This window comes from Nonomuraea sp. SYSU D8015, from assembly GCF_008065375.1.
Classification (GTDB): domain Bacteria; phylum Actinomycetota; class Actinomycetes; order Streptosporangiales; family Streptosporangiaceae; genus Nonomuraea.
This window is the reverse complement of sequence record NZ_VJYI01000001.1, coordinates 152,376-174,455: the sequence shown is the minus strand read 5'-3', so window position 1 is coordinate 174,455 and position 22,080 is coordinate 152,376. Positions and strand designations below refer to the sequence as shown.

The window sequence follows — 22,080 nt, the reverse complement described above, 5'->3', positions numbered from 1 at the left end:
CGTACCGTTCCCGGGTGACGGCGGCGTCAGAGCGTGCGGGTGAACGTGACCAGCTGGGTGCCGGGGCCGTTGTAGCCGGGGATCGGGCCGGTGACCGTGAAGCCCATGCGGCGGTGGAAGGCGATCGACGCCTCGTTGACCGGCGACGTGATCGCCTTGACCACGCGGCGGTCGTGGGCACGGGCCATGGCGAAGAAGTGCTCGTACATCGTCCGCCCCAGCCCCGAGCCCCGTGCGGCGGGAGAGACGCCGACGAAGTGGATGTACGCCTCGTCGGCCGCCGACGGCGACAGGAAGCCGATCAGGAAGCCCGCCATCCCGTCACGGCCCTCGGCGACCAGGCTGGTGCGGTGGAAGTGGTCCAGGAAGAGCCGGGGAAGGGAGCCCAGGATGGGGCGGCCCCACCACTCGTCGACCACGGCGGCCATGGCGTCGTAGTCGGCGGGCGTGGCGGGGCGCAACGTGTGCTCGGCCAACGACGTCAATCCCAGTGGGGCGGCCTGTTGTCGAGGTAGAAGTCGTCCGCGTCCTCGTCAGGCAGGTCGTCGCCCCAGCCCAGATCTTTGTCGTCCGCCGTCTGCTCGGAGTAGAAATCTTCCACGGCTGACATGCTACCCAGACGTACAAACCAGCACCCGGTGTGTCCGCAGGTCCGGGGACAGGCGGGGGGCGCGGCGGTACGATGCTTGAGCAGGTGTCGCCTATCCCCCGTGAGGCTGCGCATGGCCACCCCGACAGGCTGGCGGCGAGAAGGCAATCTGCCGGCGGAGCTCACCAGCTTCATCGGCCGGACACGTCTCCTCTCCAACCTCAAAAGGCACCTCGGCGAGTCGCGGTTGGTGACCGTCACGGGCATCGGCGGCGTCGGGAAGTCCCGCACGGTGCTGCGGCTGGCCCATCAGGTGCGCTCTCAATACCCCGACGGCGTGTGGTTCGCCGATCTCGCCCGGCTGCAGGACGCGGGCATGGTCAAGCACACGATCGCCTCCTCCCTGCGCATCGCCGACCAGTCCTCGCGCGCGGAGTCCGAGTCGCTGTCGGAGTGGGTCGGCGAGCGCGACATGCTGCTCATCATCGACACCTGCGAGCACGTCGTGCAGGGATGCGCGGAGCTGGTGCACGAGCTGCTGGAGGCGGCGCCCAACCTGAAGGTGCTGGCCACCAGCCGCCAGTCGCTGCACCTGCCGTACGAGCACGTGGTCCCCGTGCCGCCGCTGCAGGTGCCCGGCGACGACCCGGCGGAAAACCTCTTCACCAACGAGTCGGTGCAGCTGTTCGCGGCGCGGGCCGGGGCGAGCGTGCCCGACTTCCAGCTGGACGAGGACAACATCGCCTCGGTCGCCGAGCTGTGCCGGCGGCTCGACGGCATCCCGCTGGCCATCGAGCTGGCGGCGGTGCGGCTGCGGGCGCTGTCGGTGGAGCAGATCCTGGGCCTGCTGGCCGACCGGTTCAGCCTGCTGGCCGGCGCCAGCCGCACGGCGCTGCCGCGGCACCAGACGCTGCGCGCGGCGATCGGCTGGAGTCACGAGCTGTGCGAGCCGGCCGAGCGGCTGCTGTGGGCGCGGTTGTCGGTGTTCGCGGGCGACTTCGAGCTCGACGCGGCCCGCTTCGTGTGCAAAGACGAACGGCTGCCGGAGGATCAGATCACCGACCTGGTCACCGGCCTGGTGGAGAAGTCGATCCTGCTGATCAGCAGCAACCACGCCGGGGTCCGCTACAAGCTGATCGACACGCTGGCCGAATACGGCGACGAGTGGCTCAGGAAGCTCGGGCAGCGGGAAAAACTGAGGCAGCGGCACCTGGAGTACTACCTGAGTCTGGCCCAGCGGGGCGAGGACGCATGGTCGAGGCCGCGGCAGATCTACTGGTTCATCCGCATGCGCGAGGAGCACAACAACGTCCGGGCCGCGCTCGAATACGCGCTGCAGACGCCGGGCAAGGAGCCGCTGGCGCTGACGCTGTTGTCGTCACTCTGGTTCATGTGGGTCTGCTGCGGGTTCGCCCGCGAGGGACGCCTCTACCTGGAGCGGGCCCTGGAGGCCAACCCCGACCCGAGCAAGGAGCGGTGCAAGGCGCTCTGGGTGCTGGCTTATGTACGCAACTCCCAGGGCGACAGCGTCGGAGGGCAGGCCGCGGCGGAGAAGTGCAGCTCCGAGGCCGTCCAGGTGGGCGACTCCCGGGCGGTGATCCTGGGCTCCAAGATGCAGGGCACGGCGGCGATGCTCCAGGGCGACATGCAGAAGGCCTGCGCGCTCCTGGGCATGGCGATCGAGTTCAACACCGACAACAAGGAGCTCAACCCCGGCCTGCTGCCCGCCATCGTCGAGCTGTCCATCGTCCTGACCGCGCAAGGGGGGTTCTACGAGGCCGAATCCCTGCTGGAGGACTGCCTGCAGGTGTGCAAGGAGCGTGGCGAGCTCTGGCTGAGCTCACACGCGATGTGGGCGTTGGCGGGCACCAAGCTCGCCACGAACCGGCACGAGGAGGCGCTGCCGCACCTCAAGGAAGGCCTGCGGATCAAGCTGCACTTCCACGACATCCTCGGCACCCTGCTGGCGCTGGAGTCCTCGGCACGGGTCTTCGTGGCCCTGGACCGGCTGCCGGTGGCCGCCCAGGTGCTGGGTGCGCTGCAGCAAAACTGGAAATCGGCCGGCCTGCCGCAGTTGGGCGCGCCGTTCCTGTCCGATGACCACAACGCGTGCGTCAGGGAGTGTGTGCGGCGGATGGGCGAGCTCGCCTACAAGGACGCCTTCGAGGAGGGCGCCCGGCTCGACCTCGAGGAGGCGTCCACGCTCGCGCGGGACGAGCTGGACGCCCTCGAGAACAGCTGATACGGGGAGCTTCAGACGGCCTGGGGCCAGCAGGTGTCGTCCGGCCAGGCATGCACGAAGCGTGCGCTGCCGAACGAGAATTCGATGTGGCCGCGGACCCAGTGCTCGAGGCCGCGCACGTATTTGCGCACCGCCGGTGGAGCCCACGTCTCCATCGCCGCGCGCCGGTCGACGAACGCGGCGATCGCCTCGTGGTGCATCCGGGCGACCTCGAGCAGCGCCTCCTGCAGGGAGAGCGACTTCTCGTTGGCCAGCACGGTCACGAGGTTGTGCCGGGCCTTGTCGGTGCGGCGCTCCTTGGCGTACGAGAGCAGGTCGTTGTCCCACCCGACGAGGTCGCATGCCAGGTCGGAGAGCGTGCGTACGTCGGGGTGGTACCAGTCCTCGGTCTCGATCCGGTAGCCGCCGCCGATGTCGATGAGCGCGAAGCAGGTGTACGTGGCGCCGGTGGTGCGGCGCATGAGGAGATACTCCTCGAGGCTGGGGATCAGATCAGCCTCGCGGTTCGCCGCCTCCCAGATCTGGGCGAAGAGGTACTCCTTCACCGCGCTCCGCCACCGGTCCACCTGTGCGGGGGTGGCCATCGCGGAGATGCGGTCCAGGAGTTCCCTGAGGGCGAGCCCGAACGCGTCGCCGGGCTCCGGGTCCCTGTCCCCGTCGAGGCTCTCCAGAAGCGACGGCAGTGCGCGGGCGACCGCGGCCGCCCGATGCCCGGTGCGCTCGTTCTCGCAGAAGCCGTCGTCGAAGGCCCAGAGCCAGAAGTACCAGTCGGTGATCAGCCGGAGACTGGCGCGCGGCACGGTCGGGTTGGTCCGTGCGGGGAGAAGGCCGAGCTCCGATCGGCTGAAGTGCTCGATGGAGTCGGCGCTGGGGAGCATGTTGGAGGCGGTCACCCATGCGTGACTTTCCGCAGTGACCTCCGCGGCATGGACGTTGATCTCACTGGGGAACGGACATGGCAGCGGAGGGATGCGGAGTGGTCGCCTACTGAAGGGGTGCGCAGAATTAACCACATCCCCAGCATGACTACGGACGGAGCGAAAGGCCACACTCGGCCACTTCGAGGCGTTTAATGCTTATTTCACACTATGAATCCCTTGGGGAGAAGCATTGACTAAACTAGCCATTTGCCCCCATTTACGCCGTCACCTTGGGTGGACGGCGTGCCGGCGTCCGGATTCGCCCCGGCGTCCAGCAACGCTCTGACCACGGCAGATTCCTTTTTGTACACGGCTCCGGCGAGCGGCGTCTGCCCACGGTCGTTGACTCAGTTGACCTCTGCGCCGCTTGTGACAAGCATGCGTACAGTCTCAGCGTGACCGTAATAAGCCGCTAGCATCAGCAAAGTGTCACCTTTGCCGTTGCTCAGATCGACCGGCACCCCGGCTTCGACATACGCGCGCAGCGTCTCGGTGTCGCCCGCTCTGGCCAGGTCGAACATCCTGGTGGCGAGCTCTTCGAGCTCCGGGTCCCCGTCCATGGAGGCCATTGTGCCTCGATAGGGTGCCGTGCACGGAATCGTTCCGACCCGCCGTAGGTTCTGGAGATGAGTACCTAGGGAAAGGCTGTCCAACCGTGTTCGACCCGCAGGATCTCTACAAGCTCGCAGATGACGCCCCCGAGCTGCATGATCCGGTCTTGCTGTACCACTTCGACGGTTTCGTCGACGCGGGCGGCGCCGGACGCCTCGCGCTGGGCCACCTGCTGGCCGAGCTGGAGCACCGGGTCGTGGCGACGTTCGACGTGGACCGGCTGCTCGACTACCGGTCGCGCCGGCCGATCATGACCTTCGACACCGACCGTTGGGTCGAGTGCGAGAGCCCGGAGCTGGCCGTGCACGTCGCGCAGGACTCGACGGGAACGCAGTTCCTGCTGATGAGCGGGCCCGAGCCCGACCGGGAGTGGGAGCTGTTCACCCAGGCGGTGAAGTCGCTGGTGGATCGGCTGGGAGTGAGCAAGCTGGTGACGATGCACGGCATCCCGATGGCCGTGCCGCACACCCGCCCGCTGGGCCTCACGATGCACGCCAGCCGGCCCGAGCTCATCAATTCGCAGACGAGCGCGTTCGGGCGTGTCCAGGTGCCGGGGAGCGTGGCGGCGTTGATCGAGTTCCGGCTGGGGGCGCAGGGGCACGACGCCCTGGGGTACGCGATCCACGTGCCGCACTACCTGTCCCAGGCCGAATACCCGACGGCCGCCGTCACCGCGCTGGAGGCGGTGACGCGGGGGACGGGGCTGGTGTTCCCGATGGACGCGCTGCGGGAGGCGGCCCAGCGCACGACGTCGGAGATCGAGGAGCAGATCGCGGCCTCCGCCGAGCTGTCCACGGCCATCACGGGGCTGGAGCAGCAGTACGACGCCTTCGCGGCGGGCGCGGAACGCGAAAACCTCATCGCCGAGTCGATCCCCATGCCGACAGGCGATGAGCTGGCTGCCCAGTTCGAACGCTTCCTCGCCGAACGCGACGACCCCCAAAACCCATAATCATCATCATTTACGCGCTGCCGTGGCCTGCCACCCTCCGTACTACGGCTGACGGAGCGGCGAGCCTGGGGCGGAGAGCGGTAGCTTGCGTGACCAGCGGAGCCCCGTGCGAGCGCGACCATCAGCCACGTGCGGCGAGCCTGGGGCGGAGAGCGGTAGCTTGCGTGACCAGCGGAGCCCCGTGCGAGCGCGACCATGAACAGGGCCCTCCAGGAAACGCCCTCTGACCCTTCACCGGCGGGCCGCCGTTACGGAGCGCACAGTGGGCCGATTACGTGGTTTCGATAGCCTGGGCCGATGAGTGACATCCGGGTGGGGCTGGTCGGATATGGCGTTGCGGGGGCCTACTTCCATGCCCCCTTCATCCAGGCCACGCCTGGCTTGTCGTTGGCCGCTGTCGTCACCAGGGATCCCGGGCGGCGGGCGGAGGTGCGTGACAAGTACGGGGCCGTGGGCGTTGATGACGTGCGGGAGTTGATCGGGCGGTGTGATCTTGTGGTGGTCGCGTCGCCCAATCGCACACATGTATCCATCGCGGCGGCGGCGATCGGCGAAGGGCTGCCTGTCGTCGTGGACAAGCCCCTGGCCAGGACCGCCGAGGAAGGGCGGGAGCTGGTGCGGATGGCCAAGGAGCGCGGGGTCATGCTCACCGTGTTCCAGAACCGGCGGTGGGACGGTGACTTCCTGACCGTGCGGCGGCTCGTCGGCCAGGGCCTGCTGGGCGAGGTGCGGCGGTTCGAGTCGCGGTTCGAGCGGTGGCGGCCGGTGCCCAAGGGCGGCTGGCGGGAGGCCGGAGGGCCCGAGGAGGTCGGCGGGCTGCTGTACGACCTCGGGAGTCATCTCGTCGACCAGGCGCTGCAGTTGCTCGGCCCGGTGCGGGAGGTCTACTGCGAGAGCGACGTCCGGCGCGAAGGGGTGGCCTCGGACGACGACACGTTCATGGCGTTGACGCATGCCGGCGGGGCGCGGTCGCATCTGTGGGTGAGCTCCGTGGCGGCGCGGCTCGGGCCCCGGTTCCGGGTGCTGGGGTCGGCGGGCGCGTACGTGAAGCACGGGATGGACGTGCAGGAGGAGCGGCTCCGGGCCGGGGTCTCACCCGATTCGCCCGGGTTCGGGGAGGACGAGGAGGACCGGTGGGGGGTGCTGGGCACGGAGGACGAGCACCGGGTGGTGCGTACCGAGGCGGGGGCGTACCTGGACTTCTACCGGGGTGTCGAGGCGGCGCTGCGGGAGGGGGCGCCGCCGCCGGTGGACGCGGAGAGCGTGATCGAGGCGCTGAGCGTCATCGAGGCGGCCCGCCAGTCGGCCGCCCAGCGCATCGTCGTCCGCCTCAGCTGAGCGGTCAGTCCCGCAGGCGGCCGCGCATCGCCTCCGTGTCCGCCACCGTCCAGCCGTGCTGCGCCAGCCAGCCCATCGGGCCGCCGTAGCGGTCGTCGAGCACGCCGAGGAACTGCTCGAGGTATTTCGCCCGCGGCATGTGGTCGTCGGCCGGCCTGGAGTCCAGATCCCCGCGGTAGGTGTCGCTCGCCCGCAGTCGCTTGAGTATCAGCTCCAGCCGCTCCCCCGTGGCGACGTAGTCCTCCACGATGGCCTCCCTGGTGACGCCCGCGATCTCCAGCGCCAGCGCCGCCAGCACGCCCGTGCGGTCCTTGCCCGCCGCGCAGTGCACCACCGCCGCCCCGTCGTCCAGCGACATCGCGCGCAGGGCCGCCACCACGGCGGACGGGCGGTCGCGCAGATAGCCGAAGTAGAAGCCGGTCACGCGCAGCTCCTCGTCCAGCACCCGCTCCGCCCACGGGAGCACCCGCTCCCCGTCGATGGTGTCGGCCTCGACGTCGGTGTGCCGGCCGCCCTCGGCGAACAGCGTCAGATGGTGATGCCGCACCTCGGGCACCGTCGTCAGCGGCCCCGGGCCCTCCAGCGCGACCTCGGCGTTGGAGCGGAGGTCCACGACGTGCCGGAGGTTCAGCTCGCCCACCAGCAGATCCACGTCCCGGGGCGTGAGCCCCTGGAGATTGTCGGCGCGGAAGATCCGGCCGCTCCGGGTGACGCCGCCGTCACGCGTGGGAAGCCCGCCCAGGTCACGCGCGTTGACCGCCCCTTCCAGATCGATCCACCTCGTCATCTCTCTCATCATCTTCGACCCTATATGTCCGCCAAATATGAGCGGATTCGAGGTTCATAACGCAGCATGAACGTATGGATCCACGAGCTCTGCCTCCACGGCTGGTGATCGATCCCTCGCTGCCCCCGGAGATCTCGGTAGAGCTGCGGTCGAGCCCCCACATCCTCCGCATGGCTCGAACCGGCACGCGAATGGACACCACGTACAACCCCGCCCTGCTGTTCGTGCTCCCCGGCTTCCTGTTGCTGATCTTCTTGCTCACCGATGTGTCGGGCGTCTTCGTGGCAAGCCTCGGCATCGGGATGATCGTGTTGATCCGCTGGATGGCCCTGGACGGCTCCCATCGCACGACCAGGCGAAGACTCCGCCTGGCGCAGACGCACGCCGAGCAGTACATCCTGGCCGAGGACCTCGACTATCCCTGCCAGATGCTGCTGCGCCGGGCCCAGAACGCGGTCGAGGTGATCCTCAACTCCAAGGTGCACAAGGCGGGCCTGATCGACAGCATCGACAACCAGGTGACGCTGCCGGACGAGATCTGGCAGATCGCGCAGCGGCTGCGCAAGCTGTCGTCCATGCACGCCGAGCACGGCAAGCTCATCCCCCGCGAGCTGCCGCCCGGCATGGAGGACGCGTTCAAGCCCTACACCAGCGCGCTGGACGCCGCCTGGACGTCGTTGTCGCAGCGGGTGCGTCACCTGGAGAAGTACGCCAAACAGGTGGTCAAGGCCGACAAGGTCTACCACACGCACAAACGGCTGGAGGCGCTGGCCGCCAAGACCCCTGAGTACCAGCAGCTGATCGCCGAGACCGTGCATGACCAGGTGGCCCACCAGCACATCAGGGAGCTGGCCGACCAGGCGGCGCACGCGCGCAAGATGTTCGAGGAGAGCATCAACCAGGCCAGGCTGGCGGCGGGCGAGCTGCTCAGGACCCCGCTCACCTAGCGGGTTCCTCCGGCGGGGCCGCGCGTCTGAGTAGCTCCAGGGTCCTGCGCATGCCCGCCTCGTTGCCGAGGCTGCGGTAGATCTCCCTGGCCTGCTCCAGCGGCCCGACGGCCGCCCGGCGTCCGCCCGCGTCCAGGTGCGTCTCCCCGAGGTACCGCAGGCTCCTGGCCATCCACCACCGGTCCTGCAGCTCCTCGAACCCGTGGACGGCGCGGCGCAGCTCCGCCTCCGACTCCTCGATGCGCCCCAGGCGGGCCAGCGCCCGGCCCGCCGACACGGCGTTGCGGGCCACCCCCCACGAGTCGCCCAGCGCGACGAGGATCTGCTCGGCGCGCCGCACGTACTCCAGCTCGCGCAGCCCGTTGGCCGGATCGCCGACCTCCCCGGCCGCGCGCAGGCATCGGGCCTCCTCCCAGAGCTCGCCGCGCTGCCGGAACATCTCGGCGGCCCGGTCCAGGCTGAAGCCAGCGCGCGTGAAGAGGTTGCCGGCGGCGCGGTGGTCGCCGGCGAGCCGCTCGCCCCGCGCCTGCGCGGCCAGCACCTCGCCGTAGACCCGCAGCGTCTGGGCCTCGGAGTAGCGGTTGCCCTCCCGCTTGAAGATCTCCAGGGCGTCCTCGAGCAGCTCCCTGGCCTCCTCGGGCCGCCGCTCGGCCATCCGCATCTCGGCGAGGTTGCGCTGGGTGCGGGCCATCCACCACAGGTCCTCCTCGCCCTTGAACTCGGTGATGGCCCCGATCAGGAAGTCCTGCGCCTGGTCCAGGTGGCCGTCGCTGAACAGGGTCATGCCGATCGTTCGCATGGACCTGGCCGCCCACCACGACTCGCCCAGCTCGGTGAAGATCTCCAGCGCCCGCTTGGCCTCGTCCAGCGCCTGCTGGCGCAGGCCGAGCCCGCCGTGAACGGAAGCGGCGTCGAGCAGCGCGATGGCCAGGGAGCGCCGGTCGTCGGCCCGCTCGGCGGCCTCGCAGCCGATCTCCGCGACCGCTTTCCAGTCGGCCCAGTAGGCCCGCAGCGAGTGGCACAGCGAGCAGAACGCCCGGGCCAGCCCCCACGTCAGCTCCCACAGCTCCAGCTGCCGCGCCAGGTGGATCATTGCCAGGAGCGAGAGGCGCTCGGCGTTGAGCCAGTCGCCGGCCCGCAGCTGCCCGTCGGCGCTGGAGCGGCGCCCGCCCCTGCTCCAGTCCTGCGGCCAGCGGTTCTGCGCGGCCTCCTCGGCGCGGCGGCGGTAGCCGTAGAGCACGCGCTCGATCGCGGCCCGGCGCCGCTCGGCCTCGTCCTGGTCGGCCAGCTCGGCGGCGAACACCCGGACCAGGTCGTGCAGCCGGTAGCGCATGGTGCCGGTCTGGTCGGTGCCCGAGCACTCGGCGAGCTGGGCGTCGATGAGGGCCTCCAACTGGTCGGCGCCGTCGAGCCCCGAGATGTCGAGCAGCTCGCCGGCCACCCAGCCCGGCACGTCGGGGGCGGTGAGCGAGCTGAGCAGGCGCAGCAGGCGGCGCTGCATGCCGGTGCAGTCGTCGTAGCTGAGCTGCACCGAGGCGCGCACGCTCTTGTCGACGGTCGGCGCGACCTCCAGGTGATCGAGGCGGCGGCGCGTGTCGGCCAGCCGGCCGGCCATCTCACGCAGCGTCCACTGCTCGCGGGTGGCGAGCCGGCCGCCGCAGATGTTGATCGCCAGCGGCAGGTAGTCGCACAGGCGGACGATCTCCTTGGCGGAGTCGAGGTCGTCGACGATCCTGGCGCCGCCGGCCAGCCTGGCCAGCAACTCCACGCCGTGCGCCTCGCTGAACACGCCGAGCCGCGTGTCGTGGGTGCCGTTCAGGAACAGCGGCACGCGGGAGGTGACCAGCACCGCGCAGCCCGGCTCGGCCGGGATGAGGGGTTTGACCTGGTCGGCGTCGTGGGCGTTGTCCAGGCCGATGAGGATCCTGCGGCCCTTGGTCCAGGTCAGCCAGAGCTTGCGTAACTCGTCGAGGCCGCCGGGGTCGGTGGTCAGGCGCACGTCGAGCGCGCGCAGAAAGCCGATGAGCACCTCGTCGGGGCGTACGGGGGCGTCGACGCCGCCGCGCAGGTCGGCGTAGAGGCGGCCGTCCGGGAACCAGTCGGCGACCTCCTGACCGAACCGGGTCATGAGGGCCGACTTGCCGACGCCGCCGCGGCCGTACACGGAGACGACGAGCGGGGGCGAGAGGTCGGAGGCCTTGCGGCGGCCGGCGAAGACGCCGCGGAGCTCGGCCAGCGCCTCGGCGCGGCCGGTGAAGTGCTCGGGCACGGGGGGCCACTGGTCGGGCGCGACGCCTTCCGCGGCCTTGGCGGCGGCGGGGCGTCTGGGGCGCGCCTCGGTGGTGGCCCAGGTTGTGAGCCCGACCAGGACGGCCGCGGCCAGGGTCACGCCGATCTTGGCGGCGGGCGGGATCTCCCACTCCACGGAGGCCGCCAGGACGCTCGCGGCCGCCGCCGCCAGGCCCGCGGAGACCGACGCTGCCCACGGCACCTTTCTGCGCCGTTGCGGCGGCTTGTCGGGCAGTTTCCCTATCTTGTCCGGCAGGTCCCCTGTCAACGAACGCCCCCTTCGCGGAAAGCTGCGCTCCCCGTCGTGTGCACCGCCTCTCCTTCCATTTTCCCGGCGATCACGTCCCCCGTGGAAGCGTTTTCCGCCCTCGGGGGCACGCTTTCGGCGAGCGGGGATCGGGGCCGGGGGTGACACACCGGGGACGGCCCGCCCGGCCGTGCACCATGTCGTGGCCCCCGGTGTGCGCGGCCCGGCGTGCACGGCCCGGCGTGCACGGCCCGGCGTGCACGGCCCGGCGTGCACGGCCCGATATGCGCGGCCCGGTATGCGCGGCCCCGTGTGCGCGGCCCCGTGTGCGCGGCCCGGTATGCATGGCCCGGTATGCACGGCCGCCCCGCCGAAGCCCGGGCGGGGCGGCCGTGCGCTGGACCGGTGCTAGAGGCCGATCACGTGGCAGGTGGCGGTCATGGTCTTGGTCGGGTCGCTCTCCGACGTGGCGGTGAGCTTCACCCGGGCCAGCCGGTCACCGCCCGCCTCGCGGACCGCGTTCACGGTCACGAGCTCCTTCTTGCCGAACGCGACGGCCGCCAGCGCGTTCGGCGTCTGAGCGGTCCAGCCCTTGCCCTGGACCTCGGCCTTGAGCCGGTAGACGTCGGTGTTGAGGTAGGCGCTGACGTCCTCCGGATGCCGCCCCTGCGCCGGGGCCGCCTTGCCGGTGTTGAACAGCGGGAACGTGCAGGTGGAGATGTTCTTGCCGGTGGGGACGCCGGCCGCGGGGAGCAGCTTGACGCCGCGCCGCTGCGGGCCGGAGCCGTCGAGGGAGCGGACGGCCACCGTGTACGACAGCTCGCCGTCCCGGTTGCGCTTCAGGTCGGTGACGTAGAAGTGCAGGCGGTTGGCCTGGTCGACGAACTCGTACTCGCTGCCGGAGTCGGTGCCGGCGTGGAAGAGCGCGTCGGAGAGCTGCCGGTAGTCGCCGATCGTGATCGGCACCTTGGTCCCGTCGGGCATTACGTAGTCGGTCATGCCGATGTCCTGCGGGTTGGCGTCGATCACCCACTCGAACGGGGCCCGGTCCTGGTTCTTGGTCTTGGCCAGGAGCACGCCGGCGTCGGGGGTGAAGGAGTCGGTGCCCATGCGGTCCACGACCTCGACGGTGTAGTTGTCGTAGCCGCCGCCGTCGCACAGCGGGTCGGCCTGGTCGCAGGTGCTCTTGTCGCCGGTGTCGAAGGAGATGTTGATCCCGGCCAGCTCGTCCTGCCCCGGCTGCACGGCCCGGGCCAAAACCTTGGCGGTGACCAGGCCGGACTCGTCCAGCGCCTCGCGGGACAGGCGCAGCACGTTCTGCTCGTCGACCATCTCCAGCTTGATCTTGTTGCGGAGCATGTGCTGGGCGCCCATGGACGCGCCCGCGGTGGGCGGGATCAGCCAGCGGGAGTGCGGGCCGCCGGGGCCGTTGAAGCTGCCGCGGCTTAACATCTCCCAGATGCCGGTGAACGCCCGTTTCGGCGGCACGGCGTAGGGGTTGTTGTAGTTGTCCGCGATGCCCATGATGTGGCTCAGCTCGTGGGCGTACACGGCCATGCCCGAGCTCTCGGCCTGGACGGAGTCGACGCCGAAACGGGCGTTGGGCCAGAAGTTGGAGCCGGCCTGCCAGGACGTCCACTCGACGTAGCGGGTCCTGGACCAGTTGGGCAGGTTGGGGTCGGGCGGGCCCCACTCGTCGGGCACGGACTCCTTGGCCGGGAACTTCATCATCCCGAACTCCTGCCAGGTGGACGACTCGTCCTGGCCGGCGCTCAGGTAGAAGACGAAGTCGAACTGCCCGGCCACCTCCTGGCCGACGTCGGCGAGCCAGGCGGCGTTGCCGTCGGTACGCAGGTTCCTGGTGCAGGTGTCGCCCGCCGGGCACGCGTCCCGCTGGTACTCCATGGAGTACTCGTGGTCCTTGCCCGGCATCCTGTACGGCCCGAACCCGGTGAGCTCCACGCCGAAACGGCCGCCCGAGTCCTCCATCCAGTACTCGTGGATGGTGTGGCCCTTGTTGAGATCGTTGGGGGTGTTGAGGAAGTCCTGGTAGAACTTCGCGACCTGGTCACGCGGGATGTCGTGGGCCTCGGCGCTCGGGTTGGCGTAGATCGTCGAGCCCTTGGGCTGGGTGACGACGAACGGCTGGTTGGGGTAGTCGAGCAGCACGAGCGCGCCCTTGAAGGTACGCTTCGAGCCCTTGACCGCGGGGTCGTTCCAGTTGGTGCCGGGCGGCTTCTTGTAGTCCGCCCACGTCATGTTGTCGGGATTCTCCCAGTTCTGCGGGTCGATGGGCTGGAGGCCGCCCGGCGGGCGGGGGCGGGTGCGCAGGGCCTGGGCGTCGAGGGGTGTGTCGAGCTGCCAGGGCTGCGTCTGCGGCCAGTGGTCCTGCCGCCACGGGTGCTCGGGATCGGTGGGGGGTGCTGCGGAAGCAGGGGTCGCCAGCAGGCTCACCGGCATCAGCACGATGGCCGCCAGCAAACCCTTCAGCAGCTTCTTCGGGGCATTCACGGATCGACGGTATAGACGTTGTTGACTGAGATCACCGAACAGTTGTAGGGAAGACGTGTAGCGCCATTTCCTACAAATGTTGAAAAATCCATGTGAAGGGGTGGTCGTGGCGGATCTCCAGCGCGCTGTCGACGAGCTCGCCGCCCGTCTCGGCCGCCCCCTCCTGCTGGAGGACCGGGTGCAACGCGTCGTGGCCTACAGCGAGCAGAACGGCGCCATGGACGACATCCGCCGCGACTCGATCCTGCGCAGGCGTACCACGCCCGAGGTGCGCCAGTGGTTACGCTCGGCCGGCGTGCACGAGGCCCCCGGCCCGATCCGCACCCCGGGAGCGCCGCACCTGGGCCTGCTGCCGCGCGTGTGCGTCCCCGTACGGCACGCCGACGGGCTGCTCGGCTTCCTGTGGTTCATCGACGCCGAGCCACCCATGCCGGACGCGCTGGTCGCCGAGGCCGCGGCCGCCGCGCCCGGGCTGGCGCTGGCGCTCTACCATGAGAGCCTGGCCACCGGGCTGGCCTCGCACCGGGAGCTGGAGGCGGTCACCGGGCTGCTGCTCGGCGAGCTCGACGCGGCCAGGCAGCTCATCGAGGCGGGCGCGTTCCCGCAGGCGCAGGCGGTCATCGTGCAGGTGGCCAGGCCGCGGGCGGCCGAGCCGTCCGACCCGCTCCGGCTTGCGCTGGAGCAGGGCCTGCTGGCGCTGCGGCGGCGGCTGAGCGGGCATCATCCGCTGCACCTGGTCCGCTACGACCACGCCGTGCTGCTCACGGCCGGGGCGCCGGTATCGCCGGACGAACTGCACGCGGCCATGCCGGTGCCGGTGGTGGTCGGGGTCGGGCGGGCCAGGCCGGCGCTGACGGAGGCGGCGGAGTCGTACCGGGAGGCCAGGCACGCGGCCGAGGTGGCCGCCCGCGTGCCGGGGCTCGGCGGGACGGCGGAGTGGGCGCGGCTCGGCGTGTACCGCATGCTCACTCATCTGCCGGACCCGGAGCTGCATCCGGGGCTGGAGGGGCTGCTCGGGGACGCGCAGTACCTTCCGCTGCTGGAGACGCTGGAGACCTATCTGGACCTGGCCGGGAGCGCGGTCGCCACGTCCAAGGCGCTGCGGCTGCACCGGACGTCGCTCTACTACCGGCTGCAGCGGGTCGAGGAGCTCGCGCGTACGGACCTGAAGGACGGCGGCGAGCGGCTCGCCCTGCACCTCAGTTTGAAGCTCGCCCGGCTTTCCGGGCGGTACTTACCTAGGGATATGCCTGGATCGACCTGATTGATTCCCCGGCCCGGCTCACGTTTAATGCCCTGATAGGGTAATCGGACGGGGAGAGCTGATGCCGTTTGCGACGCGTGCTGGACCGATTGTCAGACGGCCTGCCCGGCCTCTGTCCGGAAAGCGCGCGCCCGTGCCGATCGTGCTCCATTCCGCGCCGCTCGTGTTGCCGGTCTGCGACGAACCCGTCCGCGACGGGGCCGTGGTGATCAGAGGCGATCGCGTCCTCCAGGTGGGCCTGCGCGCCGAGCTGCTGTCGTGCTTTCCCGTCACGGAGGAGCGCCGATGGCCGGGGATGATCGTGGCGGGGCCGGTCGACGCCTGCGGGGCGGCGCCCGCGACCGGGCCGGGCGTGACCGCGCGGGCCGGCGTGGTGAGCGACCTGGCCGATCCCCCGGGGTTGCCCGGCATCTCGTACATCCAGGTGACCAGCGCCTCCGAGGAGGAGTGGGAGGATCACGAGCGGGACGCGGTGATCACGGCGCTCCGCGAGATCGACCGGCCGCGCGTGGTCGGGATCGCGGCCCGCACCCCAGACCCGCAGGTGCTGGAGGACGTGGCCGTGCTGGCCAGGACGTTCGGGCTGCGCCTGCTGGCCGGCCTGGACCGCCACTCCCCCACCGAGCTGGACGAGGCCGGGGTGCTCGGGCCGCTGTGCCACGTCGCCTGTGCCCGGCCGCTCGACCCGGGCGAGCGCAAGCTGCTCCGGCTGCGTGGCACCGCGATCGCCATGTGCCCGCCGGGGACGCCGTCCGTGACCGACGTGCTGTCCCTGCTGGACGAGGGCAACACGGTCGCCTTCGGCAGCGCCGTCCCGCCCGCCGACGCGCCGGGCACGGTGCCCGTCGCCGGCCCGCTCGCGTTGGCGGCGGCGATCAGGCAGCATGCCCGGGAGCTGGGATTGCGGCCCCGCGGGCTGGACCGCCGGCTCGTCGAGGCGGCCACGCTGGGCGGGGCCAGGGCTATGGGCATGGATCGCGGACCGGGCCGCATCGGATCGCTGGGCCCCGGCGCCCGGGCCGACTTCGCCGTCTTCGACGCCCGAGGCCGCTACCCGTACGCGGCGCTCCTGCGCGAGCCACCACGCTGCGTCGGCACGGTGGTCGGCGGTGTGGTCACCCACGCCACCGATGCCTGAACGCGGCCGGCGTTGTGATCGCTCACACCGTGCGCGCCTGATCTGCGCGTCGCCTACCTGAACTGGGCGTCCACGACGCTCAGCAGCTCCCGCAGTTGCTCGCGCTGCTCCTCCGACAGCACCGCGAACAGCTCCTCCCCCGCCTGCCTGCGCGCGTCGCGGGCCCGCTCGGCGGCGACGCGCCCCTCGGGCGTGATCACGACCAGCGTGGAGCGGCGGTTGCCCGGATCGGTCTGCCTGCGCACAAGCCCCGCTTCCTCCAGCGCGTCCACGACGGGCGTGAGCGAGCGCGGCACGATCCGCAGCTCCTCGGCGAGCCGCACCATGCGCAGCGGCCGCTCGGGCCCAGCGTCGTCGAGCACCCGCAGCGCCCGTGCCTGGCTGGGGCTGAGCCCGAGCGGGACCAGCCGCCGCACGTAGCCGTGCCGCAACCGCCTGCCGACCAGGTGCACGAGCTCCGCGAGCTCCCTCTCCTCCATGGCCGATAAGTTTAGCCGGAACAAATATGAGTTAACCTCTGTTTGAGTGGACATCTGAAAGGAGCACCACTTGGCGGAGGAACCACGGGCGCCGCTGCGGCGCATCATCAAGCTGTTCCGCCCCTACCGTGGCCGCCTGGCCCTGGTGGGCTCGTTCATCCTGCTGTCGTCACTGGTGTCGCTGGCCTCGCCGTTCCTGCTGCGCGAGGTGCTGGACGTGGCGATCCCGGCGAGGGACGCCGGGCTGCTCGCGCTGCTGGCCATGGGCATGATCGCGGTGGCGGTCACGACCAGTGTGTTCGACGTGGTGCAGACGCTGATCTCGACCACGGTCGGCCAGCGGGTCATGCACGACCTGCGCATCGCGGTGTACGCGCACCTGCAGCGCATGTCGCTGGCCTTCTTCACGCGCACCAGGACCGGCGAGGTGCAGTCCCGCATCGCCAACGACATCGGCGGCATGCAGCAGGTCGTCACCTCGACCGCGTCCTCCTTCATCTCGAACTTCACCACCGTGATCGCCACGATCGTGGCCATGGCCGCGCTCGAGTGGCGGCTGACCGTGATCTCGCTCCTGCTGCTGCCGGTGTTCGTGTGGATCAGCCGCAAGGTGGGCACGGAGCGCAAGCGCATCACCGCCGAGCGGCAGCGCAAGCTCGCGACGATCGCCTCGATGGTGCAGGAGTCGCTGTCGATCAGCGGCATCCTGCTGGGCCGCACCATGGGCCGCTCCGCCGAGCTGACCGAGCGCTTCGGCCGGGGCTCCGACGAACTCGCCGACCTCGGCGTGCGGATGAGCATGGCCGGGCGCTGGCGGCAGTCGTCGATCCAGATCGTCATGGCCGCGATGCCCGCGCTGATCTACTGGGCGGTCGGCTACACCGGCGCCATCTCGGTCGGCACGCTGGTGGCGTTCACGACGTTGCAGACGAGCCTGTTCCGGCCGGCGGTGCAGCTGCTGCGGCTCGGCGTGGACGTGCAGACGTCGCTGGCGCTGTTCGGGCGCATCTTCGAGTATCTCGACCTGCCGGTGGACATCCATCCGGGCGCGCGCACGCTCGACCGGGTCCGCGGCGAGGTCCGCTTCGAGGACGTCGACTTCTCCTACGGCGAGACGCCCACCCTCACCGGCGTGGACGTCACCGTCCCCGCGGGGAACAGCCTGGCCGTCGTGGGCGAGACGGGCTCGGGCAAGACCACGCTGAGCTACCTGCCGCCGCGGCTCTACGACGTCACGAGCGGGCGGGTGACGATCGACGGGGTGGACGTGCGCGAGCTGACGTTCGAGACGCTGAGCGCGGCCGTCGGCGTGGTCTCGCAGGAGACGTACCTGTTCCACGCCTCGATCGCGGACAACCTGCGCTTCGCCAAGCCGGAGGCCACGGACGAGGAGTTGGAGGCGGCGGCGCGGGCGGCACGCATCCACGACCACATCGCCGCGCTGCCGGACGGCTACGACACGGTGGTGGGCGAGCGCGGCTACCGGTTCTCGGGCGGCGAGAAGCAGCGCCTGGCCATCGCCCGCACGCTGCTGCGCGACCCGCCGGTGCTGATCCTCGACGAGGCCACCAGCGCACTGGACACGCAGACCGAGCGGGCCGTGCAGGAGGCGCTCGACACGCTGGCGCGGGGGCGTACCACGATCACGATCGCGCACCGCCTGTCCACCGTGCGCGACGCGGACCAGATCGTCGTGCTCGACCACGGGCGGATCGTCGAGCGCGGCACCCACGACGAGCTGATGGCACGCGGTGGCCACTACGCGACGCTCGTCAGCAGGGACCGGCCCGAATTCGAGCCGGTTTAAACCTGATTTAGGCGTGTTCTGCCTCACATTCCGGTCTGGCCGGAATCGATTCCCCGGAACCGCGCGTTCGGAAACCCGGTGAATCGTCAAGGCTAGGACAAGTTTTGCCCTCCTCTTCCTCAACTTTTCGCGCGCTGCGCCATCACAACTACCGGCTGTGGGCGGGAGCCGACCTCATCTCGGTGACCGGCACCTGGATGCAGGTCCTGGGTCTCAACTGGCTCATCCTCCAGCTGACCGGGTCGGCGACCAGCGTCGGGCTGAGCCTCGTCATGCAGGCGCTCCCGACACTGCTCCTGGGCATGTGGGGAGGGGCGCTGGCGGACCGGCTGCCGAGCCGTCCCGTCGTGATCGCCGCACAGCTCGCACAGGCGGCGCTGGCGGCCGCGCTCGCGGCCATCGCATTGACGGGCGTCGAGTCCGTCCTGCCGATCTACGCGGTGGCGCTGGCCGGCGGCGTGGTGACCGCATTGGGCGGGCCCGCGCTCGGCCGGTTCGGCGCCGAGGTCGTCCCGCCCGCCGACCTGCCCAACGCGATGGCGCTCGGCTCGATCCTGAACTCCGCCGGCCGGATCCTGGGCATGAGCCTGGCGGGCGCGCTGCTGCCGGTCACGGGGAACGGCGGCCTGTTCGTCATCAACGCCACCAGCTTCTTCGTGGTGATCGCGGCGGTGGCGGCCATGCGCCGCGCGGAGTTCCACCGGCTCGCCACCGAGCGGCGGCCCGGCGCCGTGCTGGAGGGGCTGCGGTACGTGCTGCGCACGCCCTGGCTGCTCGTGGTGCTGGCGCTGTGGTTCGTCTCGGGCAGCGTCGGCCGCAACTACCAGGTGACCATGGCCGCCATGAGCGCGGGCCCCCTGGAGGCGGGCGCCGGCGGGTACGGCCTGCTGTCCACCGTGTTCGCCGTCGGCACGGTGCTGGGCGGTTTCCTCGCCGCGACCAGGCCACATCTGACGATCAGGCTGCTGCTGATCACGGCGTTCGCGACCGGGGTGGCCCAGGCGCTGAGCGGGCTGATGCCGGAGCTGTGGACGTTCGCGGCCGTGATGCTGCCGATCGCGGCGGGCGCGGTGGCCATCGACACCACCGTCTCGGCGCGGGCGCAGCTCGACAGCCCGGAGCCGATGCGCGGCCGGGTCATCGCGGCGCTGTCCATCGTCAGCGCGGGCGCGGGCGCGCTCGGCGGGCCGCTGCTCGGCCGGCTCAGCGACACGCTGGGGCCGCGGATCGCCCTGGAGATCGGCGGCGTGGTCTGCGTGGCGGCCTCGCTGCTCGCGGCCGTGGCGCTGGCCCGGCTGTCCGGGCGGCCGATCAGGCAGGCGGCCCGGCTCCGCCCCCGGCTGGAGCAGGTCTGACCACCCGGCGAGAGCCTCCTTACCGCACTTGCCTACATACAGTTCTGGAGTTAACCTGTAACTGAAGTTGGAAGTTAGCTACAAGCCAGCAAACATCGAGGAGGTTTCGACATGCTCTTGACCTCGATCGATCCGTTCTTCCAGGAGTTCGAGCGCCAGTTCAACCGTCTGACGCGCGAGACGCTCGGCAGCGAGGGCGCCATCATGCCGATGGACGGGCTTCGCCGCGACGACGACGTGCTCCTGCGCTTCGACCTTCCCGGCATCGACCCCGACTCCATCGAGGTGACGGTCGACCGCGGTGTCCTCAGCGTCACCGCCCGCCGGGAGGAGGAGGTCGCGGAGAACGAGCGCCTGTTCGTACGGGAGCGCCCGATGGGCTCCTTCACCCGGCGCGTCTACCTGTCCGAGCACCTCGACAGCGACAAGATCGATGCGGGCTACGCCAACGGCGTGCTGACCGTCCGCATCCCCGTGCTGGAGCGGGCCAAGCCCCGCAAGGTGGAGATCCAGCGAGGTGAGACCAAGGCCATCAAGGCCTGACCGGCACGCCTACCGGGGCGGGCGCCCAGGCCCGCCCCGGTACCATTTGGAGGTCATGATGGCCGATCTGCCCTTCGACGACGAGCACGCCCCTCTCTACTCCCTCGGGCAGGTGGCGGAGATGCTCCAGGTCCAGCAGGCCTACCTGCGGCGGCTGGATCAGCACGACGTCATCAGCCCGAGCCGTTCGAGCGGCGGCCAGCGGCGCTATTCCCGGCGCGACATCATGACCGTCCAGCACGTCACGCGCATGGCCGAGGAGGGCATGACCCTCATCGCGATCCGGCGCATCCTCGAGCTGGAGCGGGAGCTCGCCGAGCTCCGCGAGGAGCTGAAGGAGGCTCGGGCGCGCCTCCGCGAGCTGGAGTGACGGACGAATGGAGGCCGCCTCATTGGGTAGCGGTGGCCACCATGGCAACCGACGTCATCACCCTGATCACCAAAGACCACAGGACCGTGGAGTCGCTCTTCGAGCGCCTGAAGAAGCAGCAGGGCGATTCGAAGGCCACCGTGGCCGAGCTGCACGCCCTCCTGATCGCGCACGCCCGCGCCGAGGAGGACCGCGTCTACCCGGGCATCGACGCGCACCACAGCGTCGAGGAGCACAAGCAGGCCGAGATCCTCCTCGACGCGCTCGTCCGCTCCGAACCGGGGACGCCGGAGTTCCGCAAGACGCTGCAGGAGCTCGAGCAGTCCGTCAAACACCACGTCGAGGAGGAGGAGACCAAGATCCTCCCCATGCTGGCGAAGTCGGTCGGGGACAAGAAGCTCAAGGAGCTCGGCAAGGCGTTCGCGGAGCGCAGGGGCGAGGAGCTGAAAGCGCTCAGCGTCCCCCAGCAGGCCGGCCCGTCGAAGTCCGAGCTGTACGAGCAGGCGCAGAAGGCCGACATTCCCGGCCGATCCCGCATGGGCAAGGAAGAGCTGGCCGAGGCGCTCAGGCACGCCAAGTCCTAGGATTCCGCGCTTGTCCCTGGGTAGGGGACGCGTATGACCGAAAAACCTCCGGACCGATTCGGCCTGAGCGACGAGCAGGACATCGAGGTCCGCGAATGGACCGAGGATCTCGGCCTGCACCACGAGGTCGTCGGGGACGACCCGCGGCGCAGGGACACGCTCGACGAGCGGCTGCGGCGGGAGGCCCGTGACCGGCTCCGCGAGCCCCGGCCCAAGCACCGGCTGACCCAGCCGGACGCGGGGCTGGAGCCGGACCTGGAGGACGAGGAGATCGGCGAGGACTGGGGCGTCGACGACGACGACCTGTCGGCCGAGGAGCGCGCCGTCCGCATCGACCCCGGTGAGGACCTCAGGTGAGCAGGCGCGCCGCCGGCAGGACGCCGTGCAGATCGTCGACGATCACGTCGGCGTCCGCCGCCTCCGGGCGTGCGGCGTGCAGGTAACCCCACGGGCCGCGGCGGAGCAGGGCTGTGCGCATGCCCGCCCGGCCCGCGGGGAGCACGTCGTTGTCGAGCCGGTCCCCCACGTACAGGATCTCGGAGGGCTCTCGTCCCGCGACCGCGGCCACCTTGGCGAAGAACTCAGGCTCCGGTTTGGACACGCCCCATCCCTCGGAGGTGTGCACGGAGTCGGCCGGCAGGTCCATCGCGACCAGCGCGTCGTAGGCGCGCTTCGGCTGGTTGCCGGCGATGATCACCCGGTAGCCGGCCGCGCGCAGCGCGCCCAGCGCCTCGCGCACGTCCGGATAGAGGTCGTCGGCGTCGAAGTGGTTGCGCAGGCCGGTGGGGTCGTCACGCTCCCAGGCGGCCTCCTCCGCGTCCAGGTCGAACCCGGGCTTGATGAGCTCGAAGGCGTCCGCGTGCGGGCGGTCAAGGGCGGCCATGCCGCCGAGCGCGCCCATCAGCACGAAGCTGCTCACGCCCAGCCGCTCGGCCCAGCGCGCCCAGATGCGTGTCTCGTCGATGAGCGTCTCCCCGACGTCGAACACCACAGCCTTGATCATCGATCCCCCTGCTCGAATCCTGTCTCACCACGTTAAGCCGGGCACTGGATGGAAACCCCGCCAAACGACCTCAAGGGGGATTTTTCCATGCGTCCGGAGCGTG

Annotated in this window: 19 protein-coding genes and 1 pseudogene; 12 read left to right on the top strand and 8 right to left on the bottom strand. The window is 70.4% G+C overall.

Translation table 11 applies throughout. The annotated features are described in order from the left end of the window. Positions 1–26: 26 nt before the first annotated feature. Positions 27–476: a GNAT family N-acetyltransferase gene (locus ID574_RS02665; protein ID WP_223166298.1), complete on the bottom strand. Its 450-nt coding sequence runs from the start codon at positions 474–476 to the stop codon at positions 27–29. Between the two features lie 234 nt (positions 477–710). On the opposite strand from ID574_RS02665, the gene ID574_RS02660 reads away from it, so the two are divergent. Beyond that, positions 711–2,831 (top strand): ATP-binding protein, encoded by a 2,121-nt coding sequence (locus ID574_RS02660; RefSeq protein ID WP_223166297.1) that lies wholly within the window; start codon positions 711–713, stop codon positions 2,829–2,831. A gap of 11 nt (positions 2,832–2,842) precedes the next feature. Here ID574_RS02660 and ID574_RS02655 read toward each other — a convergent pair whose 3' ends face one another. After that, complete coding sequence (locus ID574_RS02655; RefSeq protein ID WP_188187147.1) at positions 2,843–3,724, bottom strand: terpene synthase family protein; 882 nt, start codon at positions 3,722–3,724, stop codon at positions 2,843–2,845. Positions 3,725–3,945: 221 nt separating this feature from the next. Then, positions 3,946–4,320: pseudogene (locus tag ID574_RS02650) on the bottom strand (ankyrin repeat domain-containing protein). 86 nt (positions 4,321–4,406) lie between these two features. On the opposite strand from ID574_RS02650, the gene ID574_RS02645 reads away from it, so the two are divergent. Together ID574_RS02645 and ID574_RS02640 are read left to right on the top strand one after the other, a co-directional pair. Beyond that, positions 4,407–5,315, top strand: coding sequence for a proteasome assembly chaperone family protein (locus tag ID574_RS02645; protein ID WP_188187146.1), 909 nt, complete (start codon positions 4,407–4,409; stop codon positions 5,313–5,315). A gap of 297 nt (positions 5,316–5,612) precedes the next feature. Then, a complete protein-coding gene (locus ID574_RS02640; RefSeq protein ID WP_188187145.1) occupies positions 5,613–6,653 on the top strand; it encodes a Gfo/Idh/MocA family oxidoreductase in 1,041 nt (346 codons plus the stop codon). A 4-nt stretch (positions 6,654–6,657) separates the two neighbouring features. On the opposite strand, the gene ID574_RS02635 is transcribed toward ID574_RS02640, so the two are convergent. Then, positions 6,658–7,440: a tyrosine-protein phosphatase gene (locus ID574_RS02635; RefSeq protein WP_336245482.1), complete on the bottom strand. Its 783-nt coding sequence runs from the start codon at positions 7,438–7,440 to the stop codon at positions 6,658–6,660. A gap of 74 nt (positions 7,441–7,514) precedes the next feature. Between ID574_RS02635 and ID574_RS02630 the strand changes: the two genes are divergently transcribed. After that, positions 7,515–8,387, top strand: coding sequence for a hypothetical protein (locus ID574_RS02630; protein ID WP_188187144.1), 873 nt, complete (start codon positions 7,515–7,517; stop codon positions 8,385–8,387). Here the strand turns inward: ID574_RS02630 and ID574_RS02625 are convergent. Then, on the bottom strand, positions 8,380–10,944 hold the full coding sequence (locus ID574_RS02625; RefSeq protein WP_188187143.1) for an ATP-binding protein: 2,565 nt from the start codon (positions 10,942–10,944) through the stop codon (positions 8,380–8,382). The genes ID574_RS02630 and ID574_RS02625 overlap by 8 nt on opposite strands. A gap of 387 nt (positions 10,945–11,331) precedes the next feature. Then, positions 11,332–13,434: a M6 family metalloprotease domain-containing protein gene (locus tag ID574_RS02620; RefSeq protein ID WP_223166296.1), complete on the bottom strand. Its 2,103-nt coding sequence runs from the start codon at positions 13,432–13,434 to the stop codon at positions 11,332–11,334. A gap of 106 nt (positions 13,435–13,540) precedes the next feature. Here ID574_RS02620 and ID574_RS02615 point away from each other — a divergent pair, with 106 nt between their 5' ends. Together ID574_RS02615 and ID574_RS02610 are read left to right on the top strand one after the other, a co-directional pair. After that, a complete protein-coding gene (locus tag ID574_RS02615) occupies positions 13,541–14,698 on the top strand; it encodes a PucR family transcriptional regulator (protein WP_188187142.1) in 1,158 nt (385 codons plus the stop codon). 133 nt (positions 14,699–14,831) lie between these two features. Then, on the top strand, positions 14,832–15,836 hold the full coding sequence (locus ID574_RS02610; protein ID WP_188187141.1) for an amidohydrolase family protein: 1,005 nt from the start codon (positions 14,832–14,834) through the stop codon (positions 15,834–15,836). Positions 15,837–15,889: 53 nt separating this feature from the next. Here the strand turns inward: ID574_RS02610 and ID574_RS02605 are convergent, their stop codons facing one another. Beyond that, on the bottom strand, positions 15,890–16,315 hold the full coding sequence (locus tag ID574_RS02605; protein WP_188187140.1) for a MarR family winged helix-turn-helix transcriptional regulator: 426 nt from the start codon (positions 16,313–16,315) through the stop codon (positions 15,890–15,892). Positions 16,316–16,385: 70 nt separating this feature from the next. On the opposite strand from ID574_RS02605, the gene ID574_RS02600 reads away from it, so the two are divergent. The 6 genes from ID574_RS02600 to ID574_RS02575 all read left to right on the top strand — a co-directional run bounded on the left by ID574_RS02600 (position 16,386) and on the right by ID574_RS02575 (position 21,331). Further along, the gene (locus ID574_RS02600) at positions 16,386–18,122 is read left to right on the top strand and encodes an ABC transporter ATP-binding protein (RefSeq protein WP_188187139.1); all 1,737 of its coding nucleotides are present in this window, start codon (positions 16,386–16,388) and stop codon (positions 18,120–18,122) included. A 104-nt stretch (positions 18,123–18,226) separates the two neighbouring features. After that, positions 18,227–19,477, top strand: a complete 1,251-nt coding sequence (locus ID574_RS02595) for an MFS transporter (protein WP_188187138.1) — start codon at positions 18,227–18,229, stop codon at positions 19,475–19,477. 111 nt (positions 19,478–19,588) lie between these two features. Then, positions 19,589–20,020, top strand: coding sequence for an Hsp20/alpha crystallin family protein (locus tag ID574_RS02590; protein ID WP_188187137.1), 432 nt, complete (start codon positions 19,589–19,591; stop codon positions 20,018–20,020). Between the two features lie 55 nt (positions 20,021–20,075). After that, the gene (locus ID574_RS02585) at positions 20,076–20,390 is read left to right on the top strand and encodes a helix-turn-helix domain-containing protein (RefSeq protein WP_188187136.1); all 315 of its coding nucleotides are present in this window, start codon (positions 20,076–20,078) and stop codon (positions 20,388–20,390) included. Positions 20,391–20,431: 41 nt separating this feature from the next. Then, a complete protein-coding gene (locus tag ID574_RS02580) occupies positions 20,432–20,974 on the top strand; it encodes a hemerythrin domain-containing protein (protein ID WP_188187135.1) in 543 nt (180 codons plus the stop codon). Between the two features lie 33 nt (positions 20,975–21,007). Further along, positions 21,008–21,331, top strand: coding sequence for a DUF5709 domain-containing protein (locus tag ID574_RS02575; protein WP_223166295.1), 324 nt, complete (start codon positions 21,008–21,010; stop codon positions 21,329–21,331). Here the strand turns inward: ID574_RS02575 and ID574_RS02570 are convergent. Further along, positions 21,324–21,977: an HAD family hydrolase gene (locus ID574_RS02570; RefSeq protein ID WP_188187134.1), complete on the bottom strand. Its 654-nt coding sequence runs from the start codon at positions 21,975–21,977 to the stop codon at positions 21,324–21,326. The genes ID574_RS02575 and ID574_RS02570 overlap by 8 nt on opposite strands. Between the last annotated feature and the right edge of the window lie 103 nt (positions 21,978–22,080).